Origin of the sequence: Aeromonas sp. 6P (genome assembly GCF_051919525.1) — a bacterium.
In the GTDB taxonomy this organism is placed as follows: Bacteria; Pseudomonadota; Gammaproteobacteria; order Enterobacterales; family Aeromonadaceae; genus Aeromonas; species Aeromonas veronii.
Genome location: NZ_JBQBEO010000002.1, coordinates 1,121,523 through 1,148,106, shown reverse-complemented (window position 1 = coordinate 1,148,106; position 26,584 = coordinate 1,121,523). Strand labels below are relative to the sequence as shown.

Sequence of the window (26,584 nt, the reverse complement as noted above, 5' to 3'; positions counted from 1 at the left end):
CAAAGTTACAGAAGGTCCGTTCTTAAGACGGCGCCAGTATCTGACCTGGCAGTGACAAATTTATGGATTTAATGTGACACTTTAATGACATGGCGACAGATTTGAACAAATGAAAAGAGGGCCCGTTCAAAGGCCCTCTTTTTGCAGCTAACTCATTGCCATAAAAGACTATTTAATCACCACCATACGGCTCGGGATAGAAAGCTGAAGCGGCTGCCAAGGCCGACCCGGCTCTCGATATCGAGCTGGCAGTCGTGATGACTGAGGGCATGCTTGACGATGGCAAGGCCGAGGCCTGAGCCGCCGGTATGGCGCGAGCGTGCCTTGTCGACCCGATAGAACCGCTCGGTCAGCCGCGCCAGATGCTCGGGAGCAATCCCCTCCCCTTCATCGCTCACGGCAAACAGCGCCATCGCCCCCTGCTTGCGCCACTCCACAGTAATTTTTCGCCCCGCCGGGGTGTAGTGGATGGCGTTGTAGACCAGGTTGGAGACAGCACTGCGCAGCTGCTCCTGATCCCCGCGCACCAGCAGATTGGGCTGCACCACAAATTCAATCTGGTGAGCCCGTTCGCCCGAGAGCGCCCGCGCCTCCTGCTCCAGCAGCCCCAGCATGGCAGGCATGTCCACCAGATGGGAGAGATCCACGGTCGGGGCCGCCTCGATACGGGAGAGGGTGAGCAGCTGATTAACCAGATTATCCATGCGGATAGTCTGCTCCATCATCACCCGATGCGCCTTGGCCCACATGGCGGGCGGGGGCGGCTCCTCGGTCATCTCCAGATAGCCTTTGAGCACGGTCAGCGGGGTGCGCAGTTCGTGAGAGACGTTGGAGACGAAGTGCTTGCGGGTCTTCTCGAGACTGCGCAAGCGGGTGACATCCCGTACCACCAGCATCGCCTGATCCGAGGCGTAGGGCATGATGCGAAACTCGAGAAACTTCTCCTCGTTGACCGGGGAGTGCATCTCGAGGGGCTCGTCATATGCCCCCTTGCCCAGATAGGCGTTAAAGGCCGGATTGCGAATGAGGTTGCCGATATGCTGGCCGGCATCCTCCGGCCAGCGAAAACCGAGCAGTTGCTCCGCCAGCCGGTTGCACCAGAGGATGCTGCCATCGGTGCGAAACACCACGGCGGCATCGGGCAGCGCCTCGGCCCCCTCCCGGAAGCGGCGGATCAGCCCCGCCAGCTCGCGGCGCCGGGCGCGGTGACGCTGCTGCAGCTTGTAGATACCGTTGAAGATGTACTCCCAGCTGCCATTGCCGCTGGGGGGCACCAGGCTGCGGTCGTGCCACAGCCAGTCAGAGAGCCGCTTCTGGAAGCGATAGTGCCAGCCCAGATGCAACACGGCCGCCACCAACAGGCAGAGGGCAAGATGATCAATCAACCAGCCAACCAATGCGAAGGGGGCGTAAAAAAACGCCATTCGCCACAACTGTCGCCGCCAGGCGTAAGGTTGCAACATAACTGCCTCTAGAGACGGGTTGAGAAGCGGTATCCGGCTCCACGCACCGTCTGGATCAATCTGTCGTGCCCTGTCTCTTCAATCGCCTTGCGCAGGCGACGAATATGCACATCCACGGTTCTGTCCTCGACGTACACATTGGTACCCCAGACATTGTTGAGCAGCTGTTCACGGCTGTAGACCCGCTCGGGGTGAGTCATGAAGAAGTGAAGCAACTTGAATTCGGTCGGCCCCATGTCGAGCGCCTTCTCTTCGGCACTGACCCGGTGGGAGACAGGATCGAGTTTCAGCCCCTGCACCTCGATCACCTCGTCCACCGAGGTGGGCGACACGCGGCGCATCACTGCGTGGAGGCGAGCGGTCAGCTCCTTGGGCGAGAACGGCTTGGTGATATAGTCGTCAGCACCGGCCTCCAGACCACGCACCTTGTCCTCCTCTTCACCGCGGGCGGTGAGCATCACCACCGGGATCTGGCGCGTCACCTCATCCTGCTTGAGCTGCTTGATAAACTGGATGCCACTGCCACCCGGCATCATCCAGTCGAGCACGATGAGTTCGGGGTAGGGTTCGCGCACCTTCGCCAGTCCATCGGCGTAATCTTCCGCTTCAATCGTCTCATATCCCTTCTGCTCCAACACGAAGCAGAGCATTTCGCGGATCGGTGCTTCGTCCTCGACCACCAGAATTCGCTTAGCCATTCCCTTCTCTCTCCTCTGTGAAGATGGGTGCGCCAATTATTAGAATTTTCTGTGACACTTTTATGACTTTATGACAGGCGGGATGATAAACGTTTTCAGATTCAGTTGGCAGCAGTACGTTGCAACAAGTCCCACCGGTTGCCGCTGATATCCTCAAACACCACCACGGTGCCATAAGGCTCGTCGCGGGGCTGTTCACAAAAATGAACACCGTACGCCTGCATGCGCTGGTAATCCCCCCAGAAATCAGTGGTCTCGAGGAACAGAAATACCCGGCCACCGCCCTGCTGGCCGATGGCGGCCTGCTGTTGCGCATTGGCCGCTTGTGCCAGCAGCAGTGCAGAACCGGAGGCGCCTTTGGGGGCAACCCGCACCCAGCGCTTGCCCGGTTTGCCCGGCTCGTCGAGCCGGGTGTCTTCCAGGAGCACAAAGCCAAGTCCCTCGGTAAAAAAGCGAATGGCCTGATCGTAATCGGCGACCAGCAGGGTCAATGCACCGATGTGTTGTGACATGGCAGAAAATCCTCAACGGATGAGTCAACGGGCGCAATGCCCCGGCCAGGGCGCATCATAGCGGCTGGACGGGCAGGGCTCCAGCCGGCATGTGCGTCTTGAAAACGACTGATGAGGGGGAGCGAGCACTCAAGGGGCTTCGCGCAGCGTCCGGTAGAGGGTGGTACGGCTGATCCCCAGCTGGCGCGCGGCCTGGCTCACATTGCCGCCGCATGCCGCCAGCGTTTGCTGCACCTGCCGCCGGGTTTGTTCACGCAAGCTGGTCGCCTCCCCCATCGGCAAGGCGCCGGGCTCTGTGGCCACACTGGGCAGATGCAGGTGGTCGGGCTCAATCAGCCCAGCCCCTCAGCCAGCACACAGGCCACTTCCAGTGCCTGCTTGAGCTGACGCACGTTGCCGGGCAGCGGATGGGCCAGCAGTTGTTGCTCCGCATCGCGGGTCAGACGCAGGGTCGGGTCCATCTCCGCCAACAGTCGCTGGATCAGCCCCAGACGCTCAGCGGCAGGCCAACGGCGCAGCGGCATCAGCTGCTGGCGCCAACCGCAGATCCGGTAATAGAGGTCTTCGCGAAATGCGCCACTCTGCACCATGGCCGCCAGATCCCGGTGGCTGGCACTGACCAGCCAGAAATCCACCGCCTCCGGCTTGTGACTGCCAACCGGTGTCACACTGCGTTCCTGCAACACCCTCAGCAGTCGGGTCTGAGCCTGCAGCGGCAATTCGCCAATTTCATCGAGCATCAGCATGCCGCCATGGGCTGCGCGCAGATAACCCTGACTGCCCTGACTGCGGGCACCGCTGAAGGCCCCGCCCACATAGCCAAACAGCTCGGCTTCCACCAGATCTGCTGGTAACGCGCCGCAGTTGACGCACACCAGTGGCTGCTCCCGCCGACTCGACGCTCGGTGCAGGGCCCGCACCAGATGCTCCTTGCCGCTGCCGGTCTCCCCCTCGATAAGCAGCGAAATGCCGCGCTCCAGCATCTTGAGCGGCACCTGCTGCGGAGGTAGCACCGGGCTTGAGTGACCCGGCAACGCGGTACAGGAAGGTGTCGCGTCCGCTTCTGGCACCAGCCGCAAGCCACGCCCCTCGCGCAGCAGTTGCCTGCCATCGAAAGGGTGCAGGCCGAGCCAGAGTCGGCCTGCCCGGTTGGCGCCGAGCAGTTCCCCCTCGTCTCCCAGCAACAGGCGAGCGGACCAGAGGCTCTGGGGATCGAGATCCACCAGCCAGCCCGGCTGACGCGCCAACAGCGCGTTTTCGAGGGTCATGGCCAGCAGCCGCACCGTGCCCAGCATGTCGCCATCGTGATGAGCCGCATCAGTGGAGATATCGAGCACCCCGAGCAATTGCCCATCCGGCCCCAGCAACGGACAGGCGCTGCAACTAAGGAAGCTGTGCTGGGCGAAGAAGTGCTGATTGCCGAGCACCTGCACTTCGCTCTGTTCGGCCAGCGCGGTACCGATGGCATTGGTGCCCTTGCTCGCCTCCCCCCAGCGGGCACCACTGCGCAAAAAGATACGCTCGGCATGGCGGGCGAACCCCTCATCACCACTGGCGGCCAGAATGGCCCCCTCACCGTCACACAACAACAGGCGACAGGGGCGACCGGCCAGCAACTGGGCAAACAGCGGCAGCACGAAGCGCTGGAAGCAGGCGATCAGCGCCCTGTGCTGCTCCTGACGGGCCGACAGCTCCCCCTGGGGCAGCAAGTCCAGATCGGCACTCTGCTGGCGGCTCAGCCCCTGATGCAGGCAGCGCTGCCAGGAACGCTGGATCGGACCGGGACCGGGTTGAAGTGACTCACTCATCACGCCTCCTGTTCACAAACAGCACGACTGTCTCGGCCACTGTCCAGAAACGGTACAGTTTTATCGCAATAGCCGTGGTCATTGGTTAACCAAGATACGCTGCCACACCCCATTTGATAACGTTTTTGTAACCTTTCACCTGCTGGTCAGACCCTTTGGCACGCCCCTTGCGATATCAGCTGGCAACCGGTCTGTCAGCCAGTCCGGTCAGGATCACACACATAAAGGATGATGAGATGATTTATACCGCTCCCGGTCAGGCAGGTGCCCTGGTCAGCTTCAAATCCCGTTACGACAACTTCATCGGCGGTGAGTGGGTGGCTCCTCGCGCCGGCCACTACTTTGAAAACATCTCGCCGGTGGATGGCAAAGTATTCTGCGAGGTCGCCCGCTCCGACGCCGCCGATATCGAACTGGCGCTGGATGCCGCCCACAAGGCGTTCACCAGCTGGAGCAAGACCAGCGTCACCGAGCGCAGCAATCTGCTACTGCGTATCGCCGATCGCATCGAGCAGAACATCGAGCGACTCGCCATCGCCGAAACCTGGGAGAACGGCAAGGCGGTGCGCGAAACCCTGGCCGCCGACCTGCCGCTGGTGGTGGATCACTTTCGCTACTTCGCTGGCTGCATTCGCGCTCAGGAGGGCTCGGCCGCCGAGCTGGATCAGAACACCGTCAGCTACCACTTCAAGGAGCCCATCGGCGTGGTCGGTCAGATCATCCCGTGGAACTTCCCGCTGCTGATGGCCGCCTGGAAGCTGGCCCCGGTGCTGGCGGCGGGTTGCTGCAGCGTGCTCAAGCCCGCCGAGCAGACCCCGGTCACCATCATGCTGATGATGGATCTCATCAAGGACATCCTGCCCCCCGGCGTAGTCAACGTGGTCAACGGCTTCGGCGCCGAGGCAGGTCAGGCTCTGGCCACCAGCAACCGGATCCAGAAACTGGCCTTTACCGGTTCGACCGAAGTGGGCGCCCATATCCTGCGCTGCGCAGCCGATAAGCTGATCCCCTCCACCGTGGAGCTGGGGGGAAAGTCCCCCAATATCTATTTCGCCGACGTGATGCAGCACGAGAGCAGCTACATCGACAAGGCGGTAGAAGGGATGCTGATGACCTTCTTCAACCAGGGGGAAGTGTGTACCTGTCCCTCCCGCGCGCTGGTGCAGGCCAGCATCTATGACGACTTCATGGACCGGGTGCTGGCCCGTGCTCGCACCATCGTTCAGGGCAACCCCCTCGATACCGCCACTCAGGTGGGGGCGCAGGCGTCCCGCGAGCAGTTCGACAAGATCCTGGGCTACATGGAGATCGGCCGCGGCGAAGGGGCCAAGATGCTGATCGGCGGCGGCCCGGCCAAGGTGAGCGGACTGGAGGGGGGATTCTACATCCAGCCCACCATCTTCTCCGGTCAGAACAAGATGCGGGTATTCCAGGAGGAGATCTTCGGGCCGGCTCTCGGGGTCACCACCTTCAAGGACGAGGCGGATGCTCTGGCCATTGCCAACGACACCCAGTACGGGTTGGGGGCAGGCCTGTGGACCCGCGACAGCAATCTGGCCTGGCGCATGGGGCGTGGCATTCAGGCTGGCCGGGTCTGGGTCAACTGCTACCACGCCTACCCGGCACACGCCGCCTTTGGCGGTTACAAAAAGTCGGGGATCGGCCGCGAGACCCACAAGATGATGCTGGACCACTACCAGAACACCAAGAACCTGCTGGTGAGCCACGACATCAACCCGCTCGGCTTCTTCTAGCGCAAGCGGATGTCATCAGAAAGGGCGCCTGCGGGCGCCCTCCTTGTTTTGCTTCATCAGATGACATGTCCGGCGATTTGTTATCGGGCTGACTGTAGGCGATAACGCTGGGGGGAGCAGCCCAGCTCCCGGTTGAACATGGCGATAAAGGCCGAGGTGGAGCCGTAACCGAGCCGCCAGCTGATCTCCTGAATGGGCATGTCCCCCTTGAGCCAGGCCAGCGCCTTGAGCAGCCGCAACCGCGCCCGCCACTGACCGAAGCTCATCCCCAGCTCCCGCAGGCAGCGCCGCGCCAGGGTGCGCTCTGTGGTGTGCAGTTGTCCGGCCCACTGGGCCAGAGTACGGGGATCGGCAGGATCGCTGTGTAACGCCGCCAGCATGGGAGCCAGCAGCTTGTCCTGACTCATCGGCAGGTAGCTCTCCTGACAGCGGGTGCGCGCCAGTCGCTCCACCAGCAACTCGGCCTGTCGCTGATCCCACTCATCCACCATATGGCCTACCCGCCGTTCGCAAAAATCGCTCAGCAGGGCGCGAATAAGTGGGGTTAGCAGCAGCAATCTGGGCTCTGGCGGCAGCTTGGCCGCCAGCTCGTGGCTGACGTAGATGGAGGTGTAGTCGAGGGTCTGCTCGTTGTAAGAGGTGTGGTCGAGATCCGCCGGTACCCAGATAAGGTAGTCGGCAGGGGCCACCAGTCGCTGATCCCCCAACTCTATCTCCATGATCCCCAGGCTGATCATATTGAGCTGGCCCCAGGGGTGGGAGTGCAGCACGGTCGCGCTGTCGGCCAGCATCTGCTGGTAACTGAAAAAGAGCGGATTGGGAGCGGGCAGAACGACATCTACCGGCTGAAAGTGGTGAGTGGCCATCAGCGCCCCCTGTCAGCGAGAGAGAGGTGCAGGCGTGATGCAACGCCCTGTTGGCTCGGTCTCCGGCACAGGTCAAAAGCAGCCATCAGTTGCGAGCAAACGCAGCCCGTGTGGGCCGGAATAAGGTGCATCAGAAAGAGTTGTCTTTTCTGCTGGGTCATCTGTCTGTTTTACGCTACTTGATAATATAAAGACAAGGGTAGACTTGGCCCCCTGTTAATAAGGAGCCTCTGATGCGAATCTTTTCCCCTCTTCTCTTTCCGCTGATGGCGGTGCTGATCTGGGCTACCAATACCGTGGTGTCCAAGGCGGCCGCCAGTGTGCTCGACCCCGCGGCTATCTCCTTCTATCGCTGGGTGATCGCCGCTCTGGCACTGACCCCCTTCTGTCTGCCCACCCTATGGCGGCGACGCAGTGAGGTTCGCCCCTGGCTCGGCAAGCTGCTGGTGCTGGCGGCGCTCGGTATGGTGCTCTACCAGTGTCTGGCCTATTACGCCGCCCACAGCACCTCGGCTACCAATATGGGGGTGATCGGCTCCCTCATTCCGCTGCTTACCCTGCTGCAAGGGGCGCTCTTCTTCGGCCAGCGTCCCGGCAAACAGGCGCTGCTCGGCATGAGTATCTCCCTGTTCGGGGTGCTTTGGCTGCTTGGCAAGGGCGAGCCGCTGGCTCTGCTGCACAACGGCATCAACCCGGGGGATGGCATGATGTTGCTCGGCTCCGCCAGCTATGCCCTCTACGGCCTGCTGATCCGCCGCTGGCACCTGCCGTTTGGCCCCTGGCTCAACCTCTACATGCAGATCCTGCTGGCCGTACTGCTGCTGGTACCGCTCGCTCTCAGCGCCGACTCGATGGCGGTACCGGCCGAAGGGTGGGGACTGGTGCTCTTCGCCGGGCTCGCCTCCTCCCTGCTGGCGGCCTACTGCTGGATGCGCGGCCTCGCCTGCATGGGGGCAGAGCGCACCTCGGTCTTTATGAACCTGATGCCGCTCTGTACGGCACTGATCGCCGTCGTCGGTCTGGGGGAGCCGATCCACGGCTATCACCTGCTGGGTGGCGGCCTTATTCTGGGGGGCGTGATGATCTCCCAGCTGAAAAAGCGTGTCCCACTGCCGGAACGCAATGCGGCCTGACGGGCAACATGGCAACATGCCGCTGGCTCCCTTGTTCATTTCTAAAAAACAACAAGGGAGCCGCTGGCTCCCTTGTTCATTTCTATCGTGTTCTGGCGACGGTGAACCGACTTCACCCCGCCCGGCGCCAGCGGTAGCGCCGCTCCGGCCGCCCCCGCTGACCATAGTTGAGATCCACATCCACCCGATCTTCCGACTCCAGATACTCCAGATAGCGGCGCGCCGTGGTGCGGCTGAGGGAGAGCCGCAGCGCCACCGTGTCGGTGGAAAAGACGTTCTCCGGCTCGCCCGCCAGCAGATCCAGCACCTGACGCAGGGTGATGCTGTCGATCCCCTTGGGAGTGACGCGCATCTCCTTGATCTGGGAGCGCCCTCCCTTGCCCAGCAGCTTGTCGAGATCTTCCTGCTCCAGCCGACCCCGCTCGCACAGACGGCTATGCAGTTGCAGGATCTTCATCCAGACTCTGCTGAATGCGAAACAGCCGCAATGGTTTGATGACGTAGTCATGAACCCCCAGATTGAGGGCCTGCTGTATGGTCTCCACATCCCGCGAGGCAGTCACCATGATGACATAGGCTTCGCGGTTGTGGCTGCGCAGGCGGCTCACCCACTCAAGGCCGGAGCCATCGGGCAGGGAGACATCCACCAGCAGCAGTTGGGGCACCACACCGGCCATCATGGCATCGGCTTGGGCCAGGGTGCCGGCCCGCCCCAGCAGGGAGAAACCGGGGGTCGCCGCCACCAGTTCTGACAAGATGGCACCGATCCGATCGTCATCTTCAATAACAAGCGTGATTATTGGGTCCATGGCTCACATTAATTGGTTTTTATTCAAGTAGATACCAAACAGGGTGGTCTGCTCGGCGGTTCGCCGCCATTCTATCACACCCTCGTGCCGACCCACGGTCTCCTTGACCAGGAACAAACCCACCCCGTGATCGCCGCTCTGGCGACTCACCCCGTAATCGAACAGGTGATCGGCCAGCTCCTCGTCGACCCCCTCACCGCTATCCTCCACCTCGATCACCAGTCGCCGCCCCACATCGCACAGGGACAGCAGCACCCGCGGCGGCCGCTGCTGGCGGTTGCGCCAGGCCGCCTGCAGGCCGTTGTCCAGCAGGTTGCCAATGAGGGTAATGAGATCGGCCGAGACCGAGGCCGGATACTCCGCCAGCGCCGAATCGGGATCGAGTTCCAGGGTCACCCCCAGCTCGCGAGCCCGGCTGAACTTGCCGAGAATAAGCCCCGCCACCGGCTTGTTGTCGATCAGCCGCAGCAGCTCCTGCAGCATGGTCTGGCACGCTTCGTTCTCCTGCTGGATCAGCTCCACCGCCTGATCCACATGGCCCAGCTGCAACAGGCCGGAGAGGCTGCTCAGCTTGTTGGCAAACTCGTGGCTCTGCATCCGCAGCATCTCGGCATACTGGCGCAGGTGGGTCACCTGCACCCCCAGACTGGCAGCCACCTCTGGGCGGCTGAAGATCAGCAACCGCCCCGGCGCCTTGCCCTGCACCGCCTGCCAGCGACCGACAAAGGACTCCCCCTGAATGGTGAAGCTCACTTCCCCACCCTCCTGCTCCAGACAGGGGGCAAGGGGTGGCACCAGCTCCGCCAGCGACTGCCCCTGCAGGGCATGGCGCCCGGTGACCTGCAGCCGCAGCTGATAGCTGGCGGTGCTGTTGATCATGTTGATATTGCCGCGACCATCGAGGGCAATCACCCCTTCGGTGATGTGCTCAAGTACCAGATCCTGCAGGGTAAAGCGGCGCACGATCGCCTCCGGCTCCAGATCGAGCAGGGTCTTGCGCAGCAGGTATTGCACCCAGAGCGCCAGCAGCAGACCACACCCCAGCACCGCTACTATGGCGCTGATGAGCAGGGCCACCCGCTCCATATAGATGCCCTCCACCTGCTGCATCAGGTAACCCACCACCACGGCCCCCATGACGCGCCCATCCCCGCCAACCACCGGGGAGAAGCAGCGGATCGCCGGCCCCATGGTGCCCCGATCCTTGGAGCAATAGCTTCGCCGCTCCTGCAGTGCGGGCCAGATATCCTCACCGCGGAACTTCTGCCCCACCAGCTCGGGGTTGGGGTGGCTGAGGCGGCGACCATGCTCGTCGGTCACCACCATATAGGTGGCGTCGGTGCGGTTGCAGACGGCCTCCACGTAGTCGCGCAGGGTGGGATCACTCCCATGACGCAGAGCTTCGACCACCCGGGTATCCGCCGCCATGACCCGTGCCAGATCGCTCCCCTTATCCTGCAGATTGCTCTCCAGCAGATGGCGGATAAAGAGGGCCAGCAGGCTTCCCAGAATGAGGATCAGCAGCAGGGAGAGCCCAAGAGAGAGGGTGACCAACTGGTGGCGAAGTTTCATGCACATACCTTAAAACGTCAGGACGCTGCCCAATAGTGCGGATGCCACCAGGTCTGGTCAATCAAAGGTGCCGGATCGCCGACAAAATCGGCCAATCCTTCCTCGCGGGCGCAGAGCGCCACCGCTCTGGCGACGGCGCGGGCCACCTCTCCCACCTGTTCGATGGGGGGTAGCAGCCGACCCGCCACCAGCGGATAGGCGCCGACTGCCCGCACCGCAGCCAGCAACATGCCATCGCTGATGCGGCGCGCCTTGACCGCGCAGGCCCCCAGGCCTATGCCCGGGAAGACATAGACGTTGTTGCACTGGGAGACTACCCGCCGCTCCCCGGCCACCGTCACCGGCGCAAAGGGGCTGCCGGTGGCCAGCAGAGCGCGGCCATCTGTGGCGGCCCACACCTGCTCGGGGGTGGCCTCGGCGCTGCGGGTCGGGTTGGAGAGTGGCAGGATCACCGGCTGCTCGCACACCTCCCCCATCGCCTGCAACACCTCGTCAGTAAAGAGGCCGCCCTGACCGCTCACGCCAATCAAGACCGCCGGGCGCATCTGGCGGATGGTCTCCAGCAGCGAACTGCTCCCCTCCTCCACGGCACGGGCAAATGGCTGTTGGGCACGAGTCAAATTGGGACGATCGCTGCAGACCACCCCATCCTGATCAAACAGCCAGACGCCGTCGTGACTCCCCGCCAGCTGGGCCAGCATGGCGGCGATGCCGCAACCGGCAGAGCCCGCTCCGACGATCAGCACCGGGGCATCACTGAGGGTGGTCCCCGCCTGTTGCAACCCGGCCAGCACGCAAGCGGAGGCGACCGCCGCCGTGCCCTGAATATCGTCGTTGAACATGCAGAGCTCGTCCCGATAACGGGTCAGCAGGTTGGCGGCATGCTTGCCGGCAAAGTCTTCAAACTGCAGCACCACCTGGGGCCAGCGCTTGCGAATGGCGGCCACCACCTTGTCCATGAAGTGGTAATAGCTCTCGCCGTCAATGCGCGGGGATTGCCAGCCGAGGTAGGAGCCATCCTCCAGCAGCTCGGGGTTGTTGGTGCCTACATCGACACAGAGCGGCAGGGTGCGCGCCGGATTGATGCCGCCAGCAGCGGAGTAGAGCGCTAGCTTGCCGATGCAGATCCCCATGCCGCCGATACCGAGATCGCCGAGCCCCAGCACCCGCTCACCGTCGGAGATGACTATCACGTCGACCTCCTGCTCCACCGACTCGAGGATGTCGTCGAGATCGTCCCTGTCATGCCAGGAGAGATAGAGGCCGTGGCTGCGCAGATAGAGGTCGCTGTGGCGCTGGCACGCCTCCCCCACCACCGGGGTGTAGATGATCGGCAGCAGCTCCGGCAGATGGTGGCGCACCAGATCGTAGAAGAGCACCGGGTTGTCCTCCTGCAGCTGGCGCAGCAGCAGATGCTGGTCAAACGGACTCTGCATGGCGCTGACCAATCGGTAGATCCGGCGCCGCTGCTGGGAGAGGGACTCCTCCTTATGCGGCATGCGGCCGCGTACACCCTGACGCTTGCGTTCTGCATAGGGCAGGCTGGTACCCATCATGATGTCGTTCATCTTGTTTGTTCCTCAATCCGGTATCAGGCAAGCAGGGAGATAAGAGCGGTCGCCAAAATCAGCATCACAGCGCCACCGAGACGGGAGGAGATCTGGGCAAAAGGCATCAGCTTCATGCGCTGGGCCGCCGAGAGCACGGCCACATCGCCGGTCCCGCCCATGTTGGCCATGCAGAGCCCGCCGGTGATGGCCGCCTCAATGGGATAGAAGCCGATCATCCGGCCCACCAGCGCCGCGCCGAGGGCGCCACCGATTACGGTGACCATGACCAGCACGAAGTAGCTGATGGAGAAGGCGCTGATCAGTTCCGGAATACTGGTGTAGGCGACACCGATCCCCACCAGCAGGGAGGGGGTGAGGTTGCTCACCACAAACTGATACCAGTCGGCCGCCGCCTGCTCATAACGGCGCGGCAGCAGGCCGCTCACCTTGATAAAGGCGACCGCCAAAATCATCAGGGCGAAGGGGTGCATGGGGATAAAGTTGCCAAGCAGAGAACCCAGCACAAACATGCTGGAGCTGATAAAAAGCCCCATACCCAGACTCTGCAGGGTCGGCGCTTCGGCCTGCTCATCGGCAATGCTCTGGCTACTCTCTTTAACCATCAGCTTGCCGTTGCCAGTCAGGGAGGGGTAACGGCGACCGAGCCGCGCCAGCAGGGAGCCCACCAGAATGGCCAGGGTATTGGCGATGACCACCGCCGGTACCATGCGCGACAAGAGATCCGCACTGGACATCTGCATCGGGCCGGAGAGGATCTCCACCAGGGGCACGGCACCGGCGCCCATGCCACCGCCCATGATGGGCAGGCCGATCAGCAGCACCGCATTCTTGAAGCCATACCCCATCAGGGAGCCGACCAGCCCCACGCTCAGCAGCGCCAGTGCGACGCCACCAAGAATGACCGGCAGGTAGCGCATGGCGGCATTTTTCAGCAAAGCGCCGCTCATGCCGAACACGGAGCCAGTCACCAGACTGGCGATAAAGAAGTTGAGAAAGCCTCCCTCCTTCATGAAGTTGGTGATGACCTGCCCCGCCTGCACCGGCAGCAGCTGATATTCAAACAGGGCGGCGCCGCCAAAGATGGCGAGGATGGTGCCGCCACCCAGATATTCACGGATCGGCATGATCCGCTCACCCAGCTCGGTCAGCAGGGTGCCCAGCACGAACATCAGCGCCAGCGCACCGACCATGCCCAGCGGCAACGAGCCATTCCAGCCGGAAAAGAGAACACAGGTCGCCAACCACAGAAATATAAAGAGCGGCATACCGGCAATTTGTTGGCCGCCCATAAAGGCGGCCTTTTCTTGTGTGGTTTGTAGGGGTGAGAGGTTTTTCATTGTTATGTACTCTGCGTGTGATTGTGGCCACTACTTTATTGATCCCCCTCTCCCCTGTCGGTTAGCCAGACTGCAAAGCCATATAAAAACATTAAAAACTTAAACATCATGGTGCCTCCAACGTGCGCTGCACAATAGAACACCAGACATACGATACCCGACCAAGTCAGGAAATAGGGCGATAAAACGAGCGAGCCCAATGGCGGATATTTTGGTGATCAGCAGTAATAACGATGCGATGATCTCTCCCCCTTAGGGGAAATAACAGAGCCAGATGACAAGCTCTGCGACCATTTATCGCCACAGATCCTGTGAGTGATAATCAGCGGGCAGTGTCATCGCCATGACGCGAGTGCTACGGCATGCCACATCAGGGTTTGAGTCGGCGTGCAGGAAGCACCCACGATGAAAAATGGTGAGAAGAAAGATGCAAAAAGGGGAGATTGAAATAGTGATGAGTCAAGCCAGCGAATACCAGAGCACTGGCTTGAACTCACAAGGATCACACACGGTCAGGTCTATTCTGCCAACAGCAATGGAATATTGGCGGGGTCAAAATCATGACTGATATCGGTACTTCTGATAGCGCCTTCCCGATTCACGCCATGGTGTGACTCTGCACCATATTCCCCATCACTCAACAGCACTTCAATTGCCAGATACACACATCCACTGTCATATCCATCCACAACCCGTTTCCCCCTTGTTTTATAACCCCATCAATATTAGCGGATAAAAAAAGAGCTGCTCGCTGAAGCTGAAAATTTCATGAAAATAACCACCGGATATCCTCCATTCACGGCGCAATATCCGAAGCGGCAAAAGAGTCTCGAGTGGATTAGCCCCGAAAATAATATCAGGGGCTCGAATGCTGCCAACTCGCACCAGCGAAAGATCCGACCAGAAACATGATCCGCATCACACTATTTACTTAGCCTGCTAAACAAGTATGATACTTAGCAGGCTAAGTACATTGAGGATGAGAAGATGACGGATCTGGAAAGGTTGCGCGAGCTGTCGCTCGCCGAGCAGATAGCGCGGATGCACCGGCTATGGCGTACTGCCGCCGACCTGGAGCTGGCTCCCCTTGGCCTCACCCATCCCCGCTGGACCGCGCTGTGGAAACTCTCCCGCATGGGGAACCATGTCAGCCAGAAGACCCTGGCCGAAGCCCTCGAAATAGAACTGCCATCCCTGATGCGCACCCTGGGCCAGTTGGAAGAGCAGGGACTGATTGAGCGCCACTGCTGCAGTCAGGACAAGCGGGCCCGCATCGTCTGCGTGACCCCGGCAGGCCAGACCCTGCTCGATCAGATCGCCGACCGCATCATGAATATCCGCCGGGAGCTGCTGGGGGGCATCGACGAGCAGACCCTGCAACTGTTTGAAGCCACGGTGCAGCGGATCTCGGCCAACGCCCTCAGCAAGATTGAACAACACCACGACCGACAAGACGGAGGCGATACAAGCCCTCCCGAGACCGACACAGAGAGAGAATAAGATGACCCCGGATCAACAATTTACCCGCTGGATCAAATGGTCCATGGCGGGCTTTGCCACCCTGTTTGCCTATTTTCTGATAGCCGACCTGCTGATACCCCTCACACCGCAGGCGATGGCGACCCGGGTGGTCACCAAGCTGGCCCCCCAGGTGAGCGGCAAGGTGATCGAGGTCGCCGTTCACAACAACCAGCAGGTCAAGAAGGGGGAGCTGCTGTTCAGGCTGGATCCGGCCCCTTTTGAACTGGCGGTGGAGCAGGCCCGCCTTGCGCTGGCGCAGGCAGAGCAGCAGAACAGTGAACTGGATGCCGCCCTGACCGCCGCCGTTGCCGAGATCAACGCCAAGGAGACCCTGGCCAGCCAGAAGTGGCGCGAGGCTGAGCGGATCGATGCGCTCTACCAACGTCACATGGTTTCGCTGCAACAAAAAGATGAAGCTGACAGCGCCCTGCGCAGCGCCCAGGCCAACCTGCGCGCCAGCCAGGCCAAACTGGCCCAGACCAAGGCCAGTCGTGGCGTGACCGGTGAGGATAATCTGTTGCTGCGCCAGGCCCGCAACAAGCTGGCGCAAGCGCAGCTGGCCCTCTCTTACAGCCAGGTCCACGCGGATCAGGATGGCACCATCACCAACTTGCAGCTCAAGCCGGGCAGTATCGCCAGCGCTGGCAGCCCGCTGCTGGCGCTGGTGTCGGAACAGGTGGACGTCATTGCCGATTTTCGGGAGAAGAGCCTGCGCCATGTTGGCGAGCAAACCCGCGCACTGGTCGCCTTCGATGGCGAGCCGGGTCAGCTATATCCTGCTCGGGTAAGCAGTCTGGATGCCGGAGTGAGTGCCGGTCAATTTGATGCCAACGGACGACTGGCCGCACCGGTGGAGTCGGATCGCTGGGTACGGGATGCCCAGCGGATGCGGCTGCACCTCGAGCTGGACCAGCTCCCCGATCATCTGCCAGCCGGGGCGCGAGCCACGGTGCAACTGCTGCCGGACAATGCCCTGACCGCCATGCTGGCACGAGGCCAGATCCACCTGCTTAGCCTACTCCATTATGTCTACTAACCACGCCACTCACCCGTCGGCCAATACTGCCCCAGCCCACCCCGTCGGTGGTGCTGCCACTCACCTCTGGTATCGGCCCCTCACCGGCAACGAGCTGCGCCAGTGCCTGCGCATCGCCTTTGGCTGCACCACGGGCTTTCTGCTCTGCAAGCTGTTTGGCTGGAATTACGGGGTCTTCTATACGGTCACGCCGGTGCTGCTGCTGGGGATGGTGCCTGTAATGAATGGCCATGCCGCGCGCCAGCTGATCGCGGCGGCGGTGGTCTGTGGGGTGGAGGTCGGGCTGCTGGGGGGGCTGTTTGGCAGCCATCCGGCGCTGATGACCCCCATCGCCTTCATGCTGTTTCTCTACCGTTTCGCCGCCATGTCGCGGGGCAGCCTGTTTCTGTTCGGAGCCAACGGGGTGCTGAGCCTCAGCATCATGCTGCACTTTGCCAGCTATCCGCAGACCGACCTCAACGACCTGATCCTCAACAATATCTGGGCGAGCGTGCTGTCGGTGCTGATCGCTTACCTGATGACCATGCTGATCCCGGATGTGGAGGCCAGACCCAAGCCAGCCTCGGCCCCCAAGGCGCCGCACCGGATGCGCCATGAAGCTCTGCTGGGGGCCACTGTGGCCACCCTGTCGTTTCTGGTATTTCAGGTGTTTGACCTGCGCGACTCCATGTCTGCCCAGGCCACAACCCTGCTGGTGCTGTTCCCCATGCACTGGAACGGCGCCCTCAGTTATGCCCGCAAACGGGCGATGGGCACCTTGCTGGGTGTCACCTTCGGCCTGCTAGGCCAGCTGCTGCTCTATGACTGGTCAGGGCAACTGCTGCTTGTCGCCCCACTGCTGTGGCTCGGCGCCATGCTGTTCAGCCATGCCCACGTCAAGGAGGCAGGCGGCTCCGGGGTCGGCTTTGGCGCCCTCACCACCCTCGGCATCCTGTTTGGCCAGTACCTCACCCCGGGCAACGATCTGGTGTTCAGCGCCCTATACCGGGTGAGCAGCATACTGTTTGCCATCGTGGTCACCCTGCTGGCCTGCTACCTCGTCCACCGGTTGCTCAACCGCTTCGAGGCGACCCGCTTCGGTTATTGATTTCCTGTGGTAAGCACTGTTGTCAGCCCATGGATGAGCTCTCTTTCGCCCCGTCGCCTGCCGGGGCGTTTTTTCTCTCGCTCGTTGACTTCCCTCACCAATCCTGCTGCCACCACAAGTCAGCGCAGAAGTACGGCTATGCTTGTAAGGCTGCTGTCGATGAGGTGTACCTATGGTGGTTCCGTTGTTAAAAAAATGGCTGGTTTGTCTGATGCTGTTGGCTACCAGCCCGCTCGGGGCCACCCCGCTTGTCATTGGTGCCGAAGATGACTGGGCCCCCTACTGCGAGCGAGACAAGGACAATGAGGATGACCAGCCCCACGGACTGGCGCCTGAGCTGGTCAAGGCGGTGTTCGCCGCCGAAGGGATCGAGATTGTCTTTCGCACCCTCCCCTTCGCCCGCTGCATGCACGATGCGAAAAGCGGCAAACTTGCGGGGTGCTTCAACGCCACCATCACCGAAGAGAACCGCTACCAGTACCATTGGCACGATACCCCCATGTTTGAGGAGGATCTTGCCATCTTCGCCCTTGCCAGCGAGCCGCAACGGGATCTCAAGCTCACCTCGCTGGAGGGCAAGCGGGTGGGCATCACCCTCGGCTACACCTACCCCACCGATTTTATGGAGAACCCCAGGATCACCCGCTTTCAGGCCAAATCCGATGCCCAGATCCTCGAGATGCTGGTACGTGGCCGGGTCGACTACATCCTGATGAACGGCATGCCGGGCTACCTCAAGATCCAGCAGAAGCAGCTGACCGGCAAGGTGGTCAAGGTTGGCAAACTCTCCACCGATGGCTTCTGGCTCGCCTTCTCCCGCCACCACCCGCAAGGGGAAGCGCTGGCCAAACAGTTCGAACAGGGGCTGCAAAAGATCAAGAACAACGGCATCTATGAGACGCTGATCCGCCAGTTTGAAACCAGACTTGGCCTCTACTGATTGACGATGCCTTCCTGATTGCGCCCCCTCATACTCGCGCGATATGCCGGACAGCCAGCGACGCACCGAATGGCCCCGCTAATTGCACAATAACGGCAACCTGTTAGGCTCACGCCCGTATGACACCAATGGAGCTGTAATCATGAATAAGGTACATATGATGGCCGCTGGTGCGCTGGCCCTCGGTCTGCTCGCCGGCTGCAATCAGGGCAATACTCTCTCAGTCACTGGTGGCGAACCGGTCAGTTACCAGTGCGAGCAGGGCAAGAAGGTGCAGGTGCGCTACTTCTCCCTCTCCGACGAAAGCCTCAACTTTATCAAGCTGTCACTGCCGGACGGCAAGGATTACACCCTGCCCCAGGCCGTCTCGGCCTCCGGCGCCCGCTATACGGACGAACATGAGGCCGTCTGGTGGAACAAGGGGGATGAGGGCTTTGTCGAGCTGCGGGATCAGGATGGCGAGTGGCAGACCGCCTACAACGACTGCAAACAGCAATAAACGTGACCCCGGCCTGGCCGGGGTCTCTCTTTCTCTGGCATAAGAGTGATGGGGGATCAGTTGATCTCGATCTCGAAGCGGTTGGTCACCTCGACCGGAATGGCATCCGGGTTGCCCTCTGCCGGGCTGTAGCGGATCCGCGAGAGGGTCGCCAGCGCGCTCTGTTCCAGTTCGCCGGGGGGCTCGGCCGCCACTACTTCCGGCTTGACCGGCGTGCCGCTGGCGTCGATTTGATAGCGCACTTCCACATACCCCTTGACCGGTTTGACCGGCAGGGCGGACTCGTCATTGCCCAGCCATGACCACTGCTTCTCCTGAACCCAGTAGCTGGACAACTGCTCGAGAGGGATAGCGATCGGAGCGCGCTCGTGCGCCACCTCCTGACGGGATGAGCACCCCAGCAACAGTGTCACTGCCAGACCTGACCATACTGCGACTTTCCACTTCATGTAACGCTCCTTGTTCTCTGCCGGTGCTTGTTGCCGGACTGCAGGGCGCTCAACGCGGCCCACTTGGTCAGTCACACATCCTAACGAAAAAGTATTCGTATGAACATGAACAAAAGGGCCAACCCCGAGAGGTTGGCCCTTTTATCGTCAATAAACTCACTAACCATCCGCTGGCATCAGCCGCGCTTGTCGCTCACCACCAGCCAGAGCGCATGGACCATGCCCGGCAGACCGCCCATCAGGGTCAGCACTATGTTGATTAAAAAGTGCAGGCTAAAGCCCACCTGGATAAACGCGCACACCGGGGGCAGGAAAATGGCCAGCAGGATCTTGAGCAGATTGTTCATCTCGGCTCTCCTCTTCATGAATGTCGTCAGGATTGGAATGGGCTAACCATAAACATCCCGGGCTTCAACTGCAAACCAGACAGGGAATTCGCTCACCGGCATCACGCCTGGCGTTGAGGTCGTGGATCTGCTGATTGCTGCTGCCACGCCAGAGCAAACCGGGATCCGCCAACTCCTTTTCAAACTTGCCATCCACCAGCACATCCAGCAAGGCCACCAGCTCACGCTGGGCCTCTGACAGCTCGCCGAGCAGATAGCCGGTCCAGCACCAGATATCCTTGCCCGGACACTCGGCGCGCACCCGTTTCACCAGCGCCAGCACGTGGGGCACGTTGGCCGGGTGGAGCGGATCGCCGCCGGAGAGCGACAGACCTCGCCGTTTGATGCGGCTGTCGTTGAGATCCGCAATGATGCGATCGCCCATCACCTCATCGAACGGCTTGCCGCCATCGAGCCGCCAGGTGCTCTGGTTGTAGCAACCCGGGCACTGGTGCTCGCAACCGGAGACAAACAGGGTGGCGCGGGTACCGGGGCCGTTAATCACATCGACCGGGAAGTATTGGTGGTAATTCATGACTGAAGGTTCTGGGTGTATTTGAGATATTCCAGCAGACCACTCATAAAACGGACTCTTTCACTAGCAAGTGTCTGGAAATACTGATCTTCACTCCGGTTCAACATGAATAAGATCTTATCCCGCAGCAATTCTTCATCTAGTGCGTAGCCATGCTCTGTCACATAGGCATGAATAAAACGATAGAAAAATTGGGTGTCATTAATATGCACTTCATGCCAAGTATCTCGCGCTACCCATTGCCTCAGCATTTTCTCCGACATCGGTTTTAGAAACATAAGTTCAACCTTCATAAAGTAAGACTCCCTGTATCACAGGGAGTCTTTAGCAATTTACATATGTTTGACGCGGCGCTTCACCTCTTCCTGCTTGCCCGCATTGAAGGGGCGCGCATCGGGGCTACCGAGGTAGCCGCAGACACGGCGGGTCACCGACACCTTGGCCGGGTCATGGTTACCGCAGCGCGGGCAGGTAAAGCCCTTGGAGGTGCACTCGAACTCGCCGGTAAAGCCGCAGTCGTAGCACTCGTCGATGGGGGTGTTGGTACCGTAGTAGGGCACCTTGTCATAGCTGTAGTCCCAGACGTTCTCCAGCGCTTCCAGATTGTGCTGGATGTTGGGGTACTCGCCGTAGCAGATGAAGCCGCCGCTGGCGATGGGCGGATAGGGCGCCTCGAAGTCCAGCTTGTCGTACGGATTGACCTGCTTCTCCACATCGAGGTGGAAGCTGTTGGTGTAGTAACCCTTGTCGGTCACGCCGGATACCACGCCAAACTCCTTGGCGTCGATGCGGCAGAAGCGGGTGCAGAGGTTCTCGCTCGGGGTGGAGTAGAGGCTGAAACCGTAGCCGGTCTCCTCTTTCCACTCGTCGATGGCTGCCCTGAGACGGGCGATAATTGCGATTGCCTTCTGTTGCAGCTCGGCGCTGTCAAACAGGTGCACCTTGTCACCAAACAGGGCGTTGATGGTCTCGTGAACCCCGATATAACCGAGGGAAATGGAGGCGCGGCCGTTCTTGAAGATCTCGCTGACGTTGTCGTCCGCCTTGAGGCGCACGCCGCAAGCTCCTTCCATATAGAGGATCGGTGCGACCCGCGCCTTGACGCCATCCAGACGGGTGATGCGGTACATCAGCGCCTTCTTGGCGACCCGCAGGGAGGCATCGAGACGATCCCAGAAGTCCGCTTCGTCACGGGATTTCAGGGCAATGCGCGGCAGGTTGAGGCTCACGACACCCAGGTTGTTGCGACCTTCGTGGATCAGCTCGCCATTCTCCTCGTAGGCACCGAGGAAGGAGCGGCAACCCATGGGGGTTTTGAAGGAGCCGGTCACTTTCACGACCTGGTCGTAGTTGAGGATGTCCGGATACATCCGCTTGGAGGCACACTCCAGCGCCAGCTGCTTGATGTCATAGTTGGGATCGCCCTGCTTGTGGTTGAGGCCATCCTTGATGGCGAACACCAGTTTCGGGAACACGGCGGTCTTCTTGTTCTTGCCAAGGCCAGCGATGCGGTTGCTGAGGATGGCGCGCTGGATCATTCGCGACTCCCAGCTGTCCCCCAGACCAAAGCCGAAGGTGACAAACGGCGTCTGACCGTTGGCGGTGTGCAGAGTGTTGACTTCGTACTCCAGCGACTGGAAGGCGTCGTAGCACTCTTTCTCGGTGCGGGCCATGGCGTAGGCTTCCACATCGGCAATGCCCCACTCTTCGGCCACTTCACGGTGCTTCTGCCAGCTGATGGTCACATAGGGGGCCAGCACTTCGTCGATGCGGTTGATGGTGGTGCCGCCATAGATGTGGCTCGCCACCTGGGCGATGATCTGGGCGGTCACGGCCGTGGCGGTGCTGATGGATTTCGGGGTATCGATCTCCGCATTGCCCATCTTGAAGCCGTGGGTCAGCATCCCTTTCAGATCGATCAACATGCAGTTGAACATCGGGAAGAAAGGTGAGTAGTCGAGATCGTGGAAATGCAGATCACCGCTCTCATGAGCCTGAACCACATCACGGGGCAGCATGTGGCTGGTGGCATAGTGCTTGGCGACAATACCGGCCAGCAGGTCGCGCTGGGTCGGGATCACCTTGGAGTCTTTGTTGGCATTCTCGTTGAGCAGGGCGGCGTTGGTCTGCTCGACCAGACCGCGGATCTCCTGCGCCAGACGGCCGCGCGCCTCGCGAGCCTGATCCCTGTCGTGGCGATATTCGATATAGGCACGGGCGATGGCCTTGTCGTCGGAAGCCATCAGGTGGTTTTCGACCCGGTTCTGGATCTCGTGGATATCAACTTCACCACGCCCTTCCAGCTCCTGACTCACCGCATTGGCAATGCGGGAGGCGAGTGCCGGATTGGCCTGATTGACCGCTTCCGCCGCACGGCTGACCGCATCGCGAATCAGCTGGGCATTGAATGGTGCGCGACATCCGTCACGTTTGATCACAACCGGTTTCATGGATTTTCCCCGTTAAAAGGCCAGGCATTTGCCTCTGGCTCACCCTTGTTGGGCCCCCCTCCCGGCATCTCGTCCTGGACGCAAATAAATTCAGCCGAGGCTTGACAAGCCTGGGCTGAAGATAGGAAGGGAACAGCTTATACACAGCTTAATAACACAACATATAGGGATTAAAAACGAATGCGTCCCTATATGTGGTGTCTATTAGGCACCAAAGCGAAGCCTCATTTCTTGATCCAGAACAGGTTTTTCAGCGAGCGGGACAGTTCACGACCAACCAAAAAGAGCCCCATTCAAATCCAATCCCAAGCAGGGTGCGGGCTGGCGTCCGATCCGCCCACCCGAAAAAAATCGCCCCCCGCCGCACAGGTTTCGAGATGACAGCGTCAACCAAAACCGCCCATACTGAACAAGAACTCTCTCCCCCTCGACAAGGGACAACCCATGCGCACCTCCCTGCTGTTGCTACTGCTATCCACCCTCTCTCTGCCGCTCTGGGCCGCCAACATTCTGGTGATCAGCAGCTACCATCCCGAATACCTGTGGGACCAAAGCTACAACAAAGGGCTGCTCGATGGCTTGCAGGGGGAGCACAAGATCACTCACTTCTATATGGACACCAAACGCCATCCACGGGAGAAGTTCGACGAAATAGCCCAGCAAGCCATCGCCTTTTATCTGAAGAGCAAACCGGATCTGGTAGTACTGGGGGATGACAACACCATCAACTATCTGGCCAACGAGATAGCCTCGCTGGGCACTCCAGTGGTATTTCTTGGCATGAACGAGAATCCGCGCCTCAAGGGCTTTGTCGGCCACCCCAAGATCACCGGCGTGCTGGAGCGCCCCCTGCTCAAGCGCAACATCAGCGAAATAAGCCAGATGATGGGAGGGCTCGACAAGGCACTGGTGCTGTTTGATTCCAGCAATGTGGCCCTCACCGCCATCGAGGATGAATTCAAGACCCAGACCGAGCTGCGAGTCGGCCAGACCAGGATCAACAGCCAGCTGATGGGGGATTACAGCCTCTGGCAAGAGGCGGTGCTCAACGCCAAGAAGAACGGCTATCAGGCGATCTTCCTCGGCCTCTACCACACGCTGGTCGATGACAATGGCAAGCATGTGAGCGAAAAGACGGTGCTGGAGTGGACCAGCGCCAACACGCCGGTGCCACTCTTCTGTTTCTGGGAATTTACCGTCGGCAAGGGGATGGCCATCGGCGGGCTGGTGCTGGACGGCCACGATCAGGGGATACAGGCAGCCAGCCTCATCAATACCATTCTAGCGGGCACCCTGCCCCGTACCATCTCCCCGCGAGCGGCCTTACGCGGCGAATATGTCTTCAGCAAGAGCGAGCTGGCCCGCTGGCAGCTCACCGTGCCCGACAAATGGCGCCACAAGATCCTCTGGCGTGAGTGAGAACCTAAACATCCAGAAAAAAGAACCCGGCACTAAGGCCGGGTTCATAGACATGGATAATTTTTATCCAGCCATGACTCTTTCAAAACGAGCGGTCTTACGTTTAACGTCTTTCTTCATCTGCTCCAACTCTGCTTCACTCTCTTTCAAAGAAAGATAATGAGAACACAACTCGGAACCTAAAAAATCAGACCTGAAAACATCATTAATTTGGCCGTTCAATATACCTTCAATTATTCCTGATTTATGCTTACACTTCTTTCCATAAGAACCAGCAGCACAATCACAATATAAATTGAATACGCCATTACTTTCTTTAACAGTAACGGTGTACACATTACCTTCACTTCCATCAACAGAATACTTAAATTCCATTTTCAGACTCCAGAAGAGAACGCAATTCATCTTCATTGATGATTTTTATACCTAGCTCGGTCGCTTTTTTCAATTTGCTACCAGCCTTATCACCCATAATCAACATATCTGTATTTTTTGACACTGAAGTTTTAGATTCACCACCAAGCTCCTTTAGTTTTGAATTCAATTTATCCCTCGACATGAACGTAAAACTGCCAGTGATTACAAATGACTTACCCGCGATAAAGCTATCTGATTTTTCCGCTGGCTCAGAATCCAATAAATCGTCAACATCCAATAGTGCATGTTTATCAACATAGATCTTGACCGCATCAAGCAAGGGCTTCTTCTCTTTAATACCTTTGACAACTGCATCAATTTTTTGCTTGCTGATACTTGTGCCGGCTGTGGTTGTGATACCAACCAAATCACCATGCTGTAAACCATTGCACAACTGATCCAAAGTTATTTCTTTAGATATAGCTTCAGAGAAAGTCTTAGCAACGCCATCAATATTTAAACCTTCAATGATTTTTGCCATTGAAAATTTTCTTTTATACATTCTGGATATTGATATTCCAGATCTTTCCACACCCATTACATCGGCTAGTTCCATAACCGAATTGCTTACTGAAGCAGCACTAAAATAGTCTGATATTTCCGCATCAATATCTAAACCGATACCATTTATCTGACTAATAATTCCTCTCGGTGCTGACATTATATTATCCAAGCATCCAAGCTCAACAATCAGTCTTTCTGCAACAACTTGACCAACAGATGGAATTCCCAATCCAAATAGAAAGTCGATAGAGGATGTTGTACCAATTTTAGCCTGAATAGCATCAAATGCATTTTTTGCTGAAATTTCAGCAAAACCATCTAATTTTAAAAAATCATCAACACTCAATCTAAATAGATCTGCTGGATGTTTAACTAATCCACCATCTACTAACTGTTCAATGACTTTATCACCAACACCTTCTATATCAACCGCATTACGGCTAACAAAATGTTTGAGAGATTCTTTGACTTGAGCTAGACAATTTAACCCTCCCGTACATTTACGAGTCGCAAGTATTTTTTCGAGTGTTTTGGTTTTTTGTTGGACGATTTTTTTCTCTTGAACAATATCCGAACCACAGACCGGACACTCGGCCGGGAATAAGATCGCGCGGGCGTCGCTTGGGCGCTGCGCCTCCACCACGGCGACGATCTGCGGGATCACATCCCCTGCCCGGCGCACGATCACGGTATCGCCAATCATCACGCCGAGGCGCTCAATCTCGTCAGCATTGTGCAAGGTGGCGTTGGAGACGGTGACGCCGCCGACAAACACAGGTTTAAGCTTGGCGACCGGGGTCACGGCGCCGGTGCGGCCGACCTGAAACTCGACGTTCTCAAGCTCTGTCATCTCTTCCTGCGCCGGGAACTTGTGGGCGGTCGCCCAGCGCGGGGCGCGGGCCACAAAGCCCAGCTCCTCCTGCAGAGCGATGGCATCCACTTTGTAGACCACGCCGTCGATCTCGTAAGGGAGCTCGCCACGGCGGGCCAGAATGTCGTCATGGAACGCCTGACAACCGGCGGCCCCCTCTTTGATCTTCACCTCTGGACTGAGCGGCAGCCCCCACGTTTTGAGCTGGGTGAGACGGCCAAAGTGGGAGTCGCCCAGTTGCTCGCCGCCAACACCGACACCGTAAGCGTAAAAGCTCAGGGGACGGCTGGCGGTGATGCGTGAATCGAGCTGACGCAGGCTGCCGGCGGCGGCATTGCGCGGGTTGACGAATACCTTCTCGCCCGCTGCCAGCGCCTTGGCGTTCATCGCCTCAAAACCTGCCTTGGGCATAAAGACTTCGCCACGCACCTCCAGCCGATCGGGCCAGCCAGAGCCCCGCAATGCGAGCGGAATGGCCTTGATGGTGCGGACGTTCTCGGTGATCTCCTCACCGGTAGCGCCATCGCCCCGGGTGGCCGCCTGCACCAGCTGACCATCCACATAAAGCAGGCTCACCGCCAGACCATCGAGCTTGGGCTCGCAGCAGAAGGTGAAACGCACGTCACGCTTGAGGCGATCGCTCATCCGTTGTTCGAACGCCTGCAACTCTTCGCTGCTAAAGACGTTATCCAGACTCAGCATGGGGATCTCGTGGCGCACCTGTTTGAAGGCGGTCAGCGGCTGACCGCCGACCCGCACACTCGGTGAAGTCGGGGTTTTCAGCTCGGGGTGGTCAGCCTCCAGTGCGATCAATTCGCGCATCAGACGGTCGTATTCGGCATCCGGCACTGTGGGGTTATCCAACACATAGTACTGGTGACCATATTCGGTAAGCAGTTCACACAATTGACGGTGGCGGGAGAGGGTGTCGCTCATGAAAAAGTCTC

Annotated in this window: 22 protein-coding genes and 3 pseudogenes; 8 read left to right on the top strand and 17 right to left on the bottom strand. The window is 59.4% G+C overall.

All coding sequences use genetic code 11. From position 1 onward, the window contains the following. Positions 1 to 168 precede the first annotated feature (168 nt). The 4 genes and pseudogenes from phoR to ACTG2J_RS05550 form a co-directional block, all read right to left on the bottom strand. Positions 169 to 1,463: pseudogene (phoR, locus tag ACTG2J_RS05565) on the bottom strand (phosphate regulon sensor histidine kinase PhoR). Between the two features lie 8 nt (positions 1,464 to 1,471). Further along, the gene (gene phoB / locus ACTG2J_RS05560) at positions 1,472 to 2,161 is read right to left on the bottom strand and encodes a phosphate regulon transcriptional regulator PhoB (RefSeq protein WP_005338414.1); all 690 of its coding nucleotides are present in this window, start codon (positions 2,159 to 2,161) and stop codon (positions 1,472 to 1,474) included. Positions 2,162 to 2,262: 101 nt separating this feature from the next. Continuing rightward, positions 2,263 to 2,673 carry a VOC family protein gene (locus tag ACTG2J_RS05555; RefSeq protein WP_113738931.1) on the bottom strand — a complete coding sequence of 137 codons (411 nt, stop codon included), beginning with the start codon at positions 2,671 to 2,673 and terminating at the stop codon, positions 2,263 to 2,265. Between the two features lie 129 nt (positions 2,674 to 2,802). Continuing rightward, positions 2,803 to 4,481 (bottom strand): annotated as a pseudogene (locus ACTG2J_RS05550) (sigma-54-dependent Fis family transcriptional regulator). A 236-nt stretch (positions 4,482 to 4,717) separates the two neighbouring features. Between ACTG2J_RS05550 and exaC the strand changes: the two are divergent. Continuing rightward, positions 4,718 to 6,235 carry an acetaldehyde dehydrogenase ExaC gene (gene exaC / locus ACTG2J_RS05545; protein ID WP_274160691.1) on the top strand — a complete coding sequence of 506 codons (1,518 nt, stop codon included), beginning with the start codon at positions 4,718 to 4,720 and terminating at the stop codon, positions 6,233 to 6,235. An 80-nt stretch (positions 6,236 to 6,315) separates the two neighbouring features. Here the strand turns inward: exaC and ACTG2J_RS05540 are convergent, their stop codons facing one another. Further along, positions 6,316 to 7,101: a helix-turn-helix transcriptional regulator gene (locus tag ACTG2J_RS05540; protein WP_113738933.1), complete on the bottom strand. Its 786-nt coding sequence runs from the start codon at positions 7,099 to 7,101 to the stop codon at positions 6,316 to 6,318. Positions 7,102 to 7,334: 233 nt separating this feature from the next. Between ACTG2J_RS05540 and ACTG2J_RS05535 the strand changes: the two genes are divergently transcribed. Next, positions 7,335 to 8,234, top strand: coding sequence for a DMT family transporter (locus tag ACTG2J_RS05535; protein WP_113738934.1), 900 nt, complete (start codon positions 7,335 to 7,337; stop codon positions 8,232 to 8,234). Between the two features lie 112 nt (positions 8,235 to 8,346). Here the strand turns inward: ACTG2J_RS05535 and ACTG2J_RS05530 are convergent. From ACTG2J_RS05530 to ACTG2J_RS05510, 5 genes and pseudogenes are all read right to left on the bottom strand, one after another. Continuing rightward, positions 8,347 to 9,043, bottom strand: a pseudogene (locus ACTG2J_RS05530) (response regulator). A gap of 3 nt (positions 9,044 to 9,046) precedes the next feature. Then, entirely contained in the window at positions 9,047 to 10,615 is a 1,569-nt protein-coding gene (locus ACTG2J_RS05525; RefSeq protein WP_113738935.1) for an ATP-binding protein, read from the bottom strand. A gap of 17 nt (positions 10,616 to 10,632) precedes the next feature. Then, positions 10,633 to 12,183: an NAD-dependent malic enzyme gene (locus ACTG2J_RS05520; protein ID WP_439988914.1), complete on the bottom strand. Its 1,551-nt coding sequence runs from the start codon at positions 12,181 to 12,183 to the stop codon at positions 10,633 to 10,635. A gap of 23 nt (positions 12,184 to 12,206) precedes the next feature. Further along, positions 12,207 to 13,523, bottom strand: a complete 1,317-nt coding sequence (locus ACTG2J_RS05515) for a 2-hydroxycarboxylate transporter family protein (RefSeq protein WP_113738937.1) — start codon at positions 13,521 to 13,523, stop codon at positions 12,207 to 12,209. Positions 13,524 to 14,041: 518 nt separating this feature from the next. Further along, on the bottom strand, positions 14,042 to 14,212 hold the full coding sequence (locus ACTG2J_RS05510) for a hypothetical protein (protein WP_085942059.1): 171 nt from the start codon (positions 14,210 to 14,212) through the stop codon (positions 14,042 to 14,044). A gap of 298 nt (positions 14,213 to 14,510) precedes the next feature. On the opposite strand from ACTG2J_RS05510, the gene ACTG2J_RS05505 reads away from it, so the two are divergent. The 5 genes from ACTG2J_RS05505 (at position 14,511) to ACTG2J_RS05485 (ending at position 18,606) form a co-directional block, all read left to right on the top strand. Beyond that, on the top strand, positions 14,511 to 15,023 hold the full coding sequence (locus ACTG2J_RS05505) for a MarR family transcriptional regulator (protein WP_113738938.1): 513 nt from the start codon (positions 14,511 to 14,513) through the stop codon (positions 15,021 to 15,023). Position 15,024: 1 nt separating this feature from the next. Beyond that, positions 15,025 to 16,080 (top strand): HlyD family secretion protein, encoded by a 1,056-nt coding sequence (locus ACTG2J_RS05500; RefSeq protein ID WP_113738939.1) that lies wholly within the window; start codon positions 15,025 to 15,027, stop codon positions 16,078 to 16,080. Then, complete coding sequence (locus tag ACTG2J_RS05495; protein ID WP_204356915.1) at positions 16,070 to 17,167, top strand: DUF2955 domain-containing protein; 1,098 nt, start codon at positions 16,070 to 16,072, stop codon at positions 17,165 to 17,167. Before ACTG2J_RS05500 ends, ACTG2J_RS05495 begins: the two co-directional genes overlap by 11 nt. 211 nt (positions 17,168 to 17,378) lie before the next feature. After that, a complete protein-coding gene (locus tag ACTG2J_RS05490; RefSeq protein ID WP_234896940.1) occupies positions 17,379 to 18,107 on the top strand; it encodes a substrate-binding periplasmic protein in 729 nt (242 codons plus the stop codon). Positions 18,108 to 18,249: 142 nt separating this feature from the next. After that, positions 18,250 to 18,606, top strand: coding sequence for an MliC family protein (locus tag ACTG2J_RS05485; protein ID WP_005349873.1), 357 nt, complete (start codon positions 18,250 to 18,252; stop codon positions 18,604 to 18,606). Positions 18,607 to 18,662: 56 nt separating this feature from the next. Here ACTG2J_RS05485 and ACTG2J_RS05480 read toward each other — a convergent pair whose 3' ends face one another. The 5 genes from ACTG2J_RS05480 to nrdD all read right to left on the bottom strand — a co-directional run bounded on the left by ACTG2J_RS05480 (position 18,663) and on the right by nrdD (position 22,426). Next, positions 18,663 to 19,055 (bottom strand): TonB family protein, encoded by a 393-nt coding sequence (locus tag ACTG2J_RS05480; RefSeq protein ID WP_439997268.1) that lies wholly within the window; start codon positions 19,053 to 19,055, stop codon positions 18,663 to 18,665. A gap of 176 nt (positions 19,056 to 19,231) precedes the next feature. Continuing rightward, complete coding sequence (locus ACTG2J_RS05475; RefSeq protein ID WP_005338440.1) at positions 19,232 to 19,402, bottom strand: YqaE/Pmp3 family membrane protein; 171 nt, start codon at positions 19,400 to 19,402, stop codon at positions 19,232 to 19,234. Positions 19,403 to 19,466: 64 nt separating this feature from the next. Continuing rightward, positions 19,467 to 19,976: an anaerobic ribonucleoside-triphosphate reductase-activating protein gene (nrdG, locus tag ACTG2J_RS05470; RefSeq protein ID WP_439997267.1), complete on the bottom strand. Its 510-nt coding sequence runs from the start codon at positions 19,974 to 19,976 to the stop codon at positions 19,467 to 19,469. Next, positions 19,973 to 20,269 carry a hypothetical protein gene (locus tag ACTG2J_RS05465; RefSeq protein WP_230599605.1) on the bottom strand — a complete coding sequence of 99 codons (297 nt, stop codon included), beginning with the start codon at positions 20,267 to 20,269 and terminating at the stop codon, positions 19,973 to 19,975. Before ACTG2J_RS05465 ends, nrdG begins: the two co-directional genes overlap by 4 nt. A 39-nt stretch (positions 20,270 to 20,308) precedes the next feature. Then, a complete protein-coding gene (nrdD, locus tag ACTG2J_RS05460) occupies positions 20,309 to 22,426 on the bottom strand; it encodes an anaerobic ribonucleoside-triphosphate reductase (protein ID WP_257687142.1) in 2,118 nt (705 codons plus the stop codon). A gap of 444 nt (positions 22,427 to 22,870) precedes the next feature. On the opposite strand from nrdD, the gene ACTG2J_RS05455 reads away from it, so the two are divergent. Continuing rightward, entirely contained in the window at positions 22,871 to 23,845 is a 975-nt protein-coding gene (locus ACTG2J_RS05455) for an ABC transporter substrate-binding protein (RefSeq protein ID WP_439997266.1), read from the top strand. Positions 23,846 to 23,908: 63 nt separating this feature from the next. Here the strand turns inward: ACTG2J_RS05455 and ACTG2J_RS05450 are convergent, their stop codons facing one another. Together ACTG2J_RS05450 and ligA are read right to left on the bottom strand one after the other, a co-directional pair. Further along, positions 23,909 to 24,220: an SWIM zinc finger family protein gene (locus tag ACTG2J_RS05450; RefSeq protein ID WP_139441809.1), complete on the bottom strand. Its 312-nt coding sequence runs from the start codon at positions 24,218 to 24,220 to the stop codon at positions 23,909 to 23,911. Next, positions 24,210 to 26,573 carry an NAD-dependent DNA ligase LigA gene (gene ligA, locus ACTG2J_RS05445; RefSeq protein ID WP_439997265.1) on the bottom strand — a complete coding sequence of 788 codons (2,364 nt, stop codon included), beginning with the start codon at positions 26,571 to 26,573 and terminating at the stop codon, positions 24,210 to 24,212. The genes ACTG2J_RS05450 and ligA overlap by 11 nt, the downstream gene beginning before the upstream one ends. Positions 26,574 to 26,584 lie beyond the last annotated feature (11 nt).

What these genes read in the sequence shown, in the direction of transcription:
- phoB (WP_005338414.1), bottom strand. Translation starts at nt 2,161, where the DNA reads ATGGCTAAGCGAATTCTGGTGGTCGAGGACGAAGCACCGATCCGCGAA.
- ACTG2J_RS05475 (WP_005338440.1), bottom strand. Translation starts at nt 19,402, where the DNA reads ATGAACAATCTGCTCAAGATCCTGCTGGCCATTTTCCTGCCCCCGGTG.
- ACTG2J_RS05490 (WP_234896940.1), top strand. Translation starts at nt 17,379, where the DNA reads ATGCTGTTGGCTACCAGCCCGCTCGGGGCCACCCCGCTTGTCATTGGT.
- nrdG (WP_439997267.1), bottom strand. Translation starts at nt 19,976, where the DNA reads ATGAATTACCACCAATACTTCCCGGTCGATGTGATTAACGGCCCCGGT.
- nrdD (WP_257687142.1), bottom strand. Translation starts at nt 22,426, where the DNA reads ATGAAACCGGTTGTGATCAAACGTGACGGATGTCGCGCACCATTCAAT.
- ACTG2J_RS05495 (WP_204356915.1), top strand. Translation starts at nt 16,070, where the DNA reads ATGTCTACTAACCACGCCACTCACCCGTCGGCCAATACTGCCCCAGCC.
- ACTG2J_RS05515 (WP_113738937.1), bottom strand. Translation starts at nt 13,523, where the DNA reads ATGAAAAACCTCTCACCCCTACAAACCACACAAGAAAAGGCCGCCTTT.
- ACTG2J_RS05500 (WP_113738939.1), top strand. Translation starts at nt 15,025, where the DNA reads ATGACCCCGGATCAACAATTTACCCGCTGGATCAAATGGTCCATGGCG.
- exaC (WP_274160691.1), top strand. Translation starts at nt 4,718, where the DNA reads ATGATTTATACCGCTCCCGGTCAGGCAGGTGCCCTGGTCAGCTTCAAA.
- ACTG2J_RS05480 (WP_439997268.1), bottom strand. Translation starts at nt 19,055, where the DNA reads ATGAAGTGGAAAGTCGCAGTATGGTCAGGTCTGGCAGTGACACTGTTG.
- ACTG2J_RS05455 (WP_439997266.1), top strand. Translation starts at nt 22,871, where the DNA reads ATGCGCACCTCCCTGCTGTTGCTACTGCTATCCACCCTCTCTCTGCCG.
- ACTG2J_RS05555 (WP_113738931.1), bottom strand. Translation starts at nt 2,673, where the DNA reads ATGTCACAACACATCGGTGCATTGACCCTGCTGGTCGCCGATTACGAT.
- ligA (WP_439997265.1), bottom strand. Translation starts at nt 26,573, where the DNA reads ATGAGCGACACCCTCTCCCGCCACCGTCAATTGTGTGAACTGCTTACC.
- ACTG2J_RS05520 (WP_439988914.1), bottom strand. Translation starts at nt 12,183, where the DNA reads ATGAACGACATCATGATGGGTACCAGCCTGCCCTATGCAGAACGCAAG.
- ACTG2J_RS05485 (WP_005349873.1), top strand. Translation starts at nt 18,250, where the DNA reads ATGAATAAGGTACATATGATGGCCGCTGGTGCGCTGGCCCTCGGTCTG.
- ACTG2J_RS05535 (WP_113738934.1), top strand. Translation starts at nt 7,335, where the DNA reads ATGCGAATCTTTTCCCCTCTTCTCTTTCCGCTGATGGCGGTGCTGATC.
- ACTG2J_RS05465 (WP_230599605.1), bottom strand. Translation starts at nt 20,269, where the DNA reads ATGAAGGTTGAACTTATGTTTCTAAAACCGATGTCGGAGAAAATGCTG.
- ACTG2J_RS05525 (WP_113738935.1), bottom strand. Translation starts at nt 10,615, where the DNA reads ATGAAACTTCGCCACCAGTTGGTCACCCTCTCTCTTGGGCTCTCCCTG.
- ACTG2J_RS05540 (WP_113738933.1), bottom strand. Translation starts at nt 7,101, where the DNA reads ATGGCCACTCACCACTTTCAGCCGGTAGATGTCGTTCTGCCCGCTCCC.
- ACTG2J_RS05450 (WP_139441809.1), bottom strand. Translation starts at nt 24,220, where the DNA reads ATGGAATTTAAGTATTCTGTTGATGGAAGTGAAGGTAATGTGTACACC.
- ACTG2J_RS05505 (WP_113738938.1), top strand. Translation starts at nt 14,511, where the DNA reads ATGACGGATCTGGAAAGGTTGCGCGAGCTGTCGCTCGCCGAGCAGATA.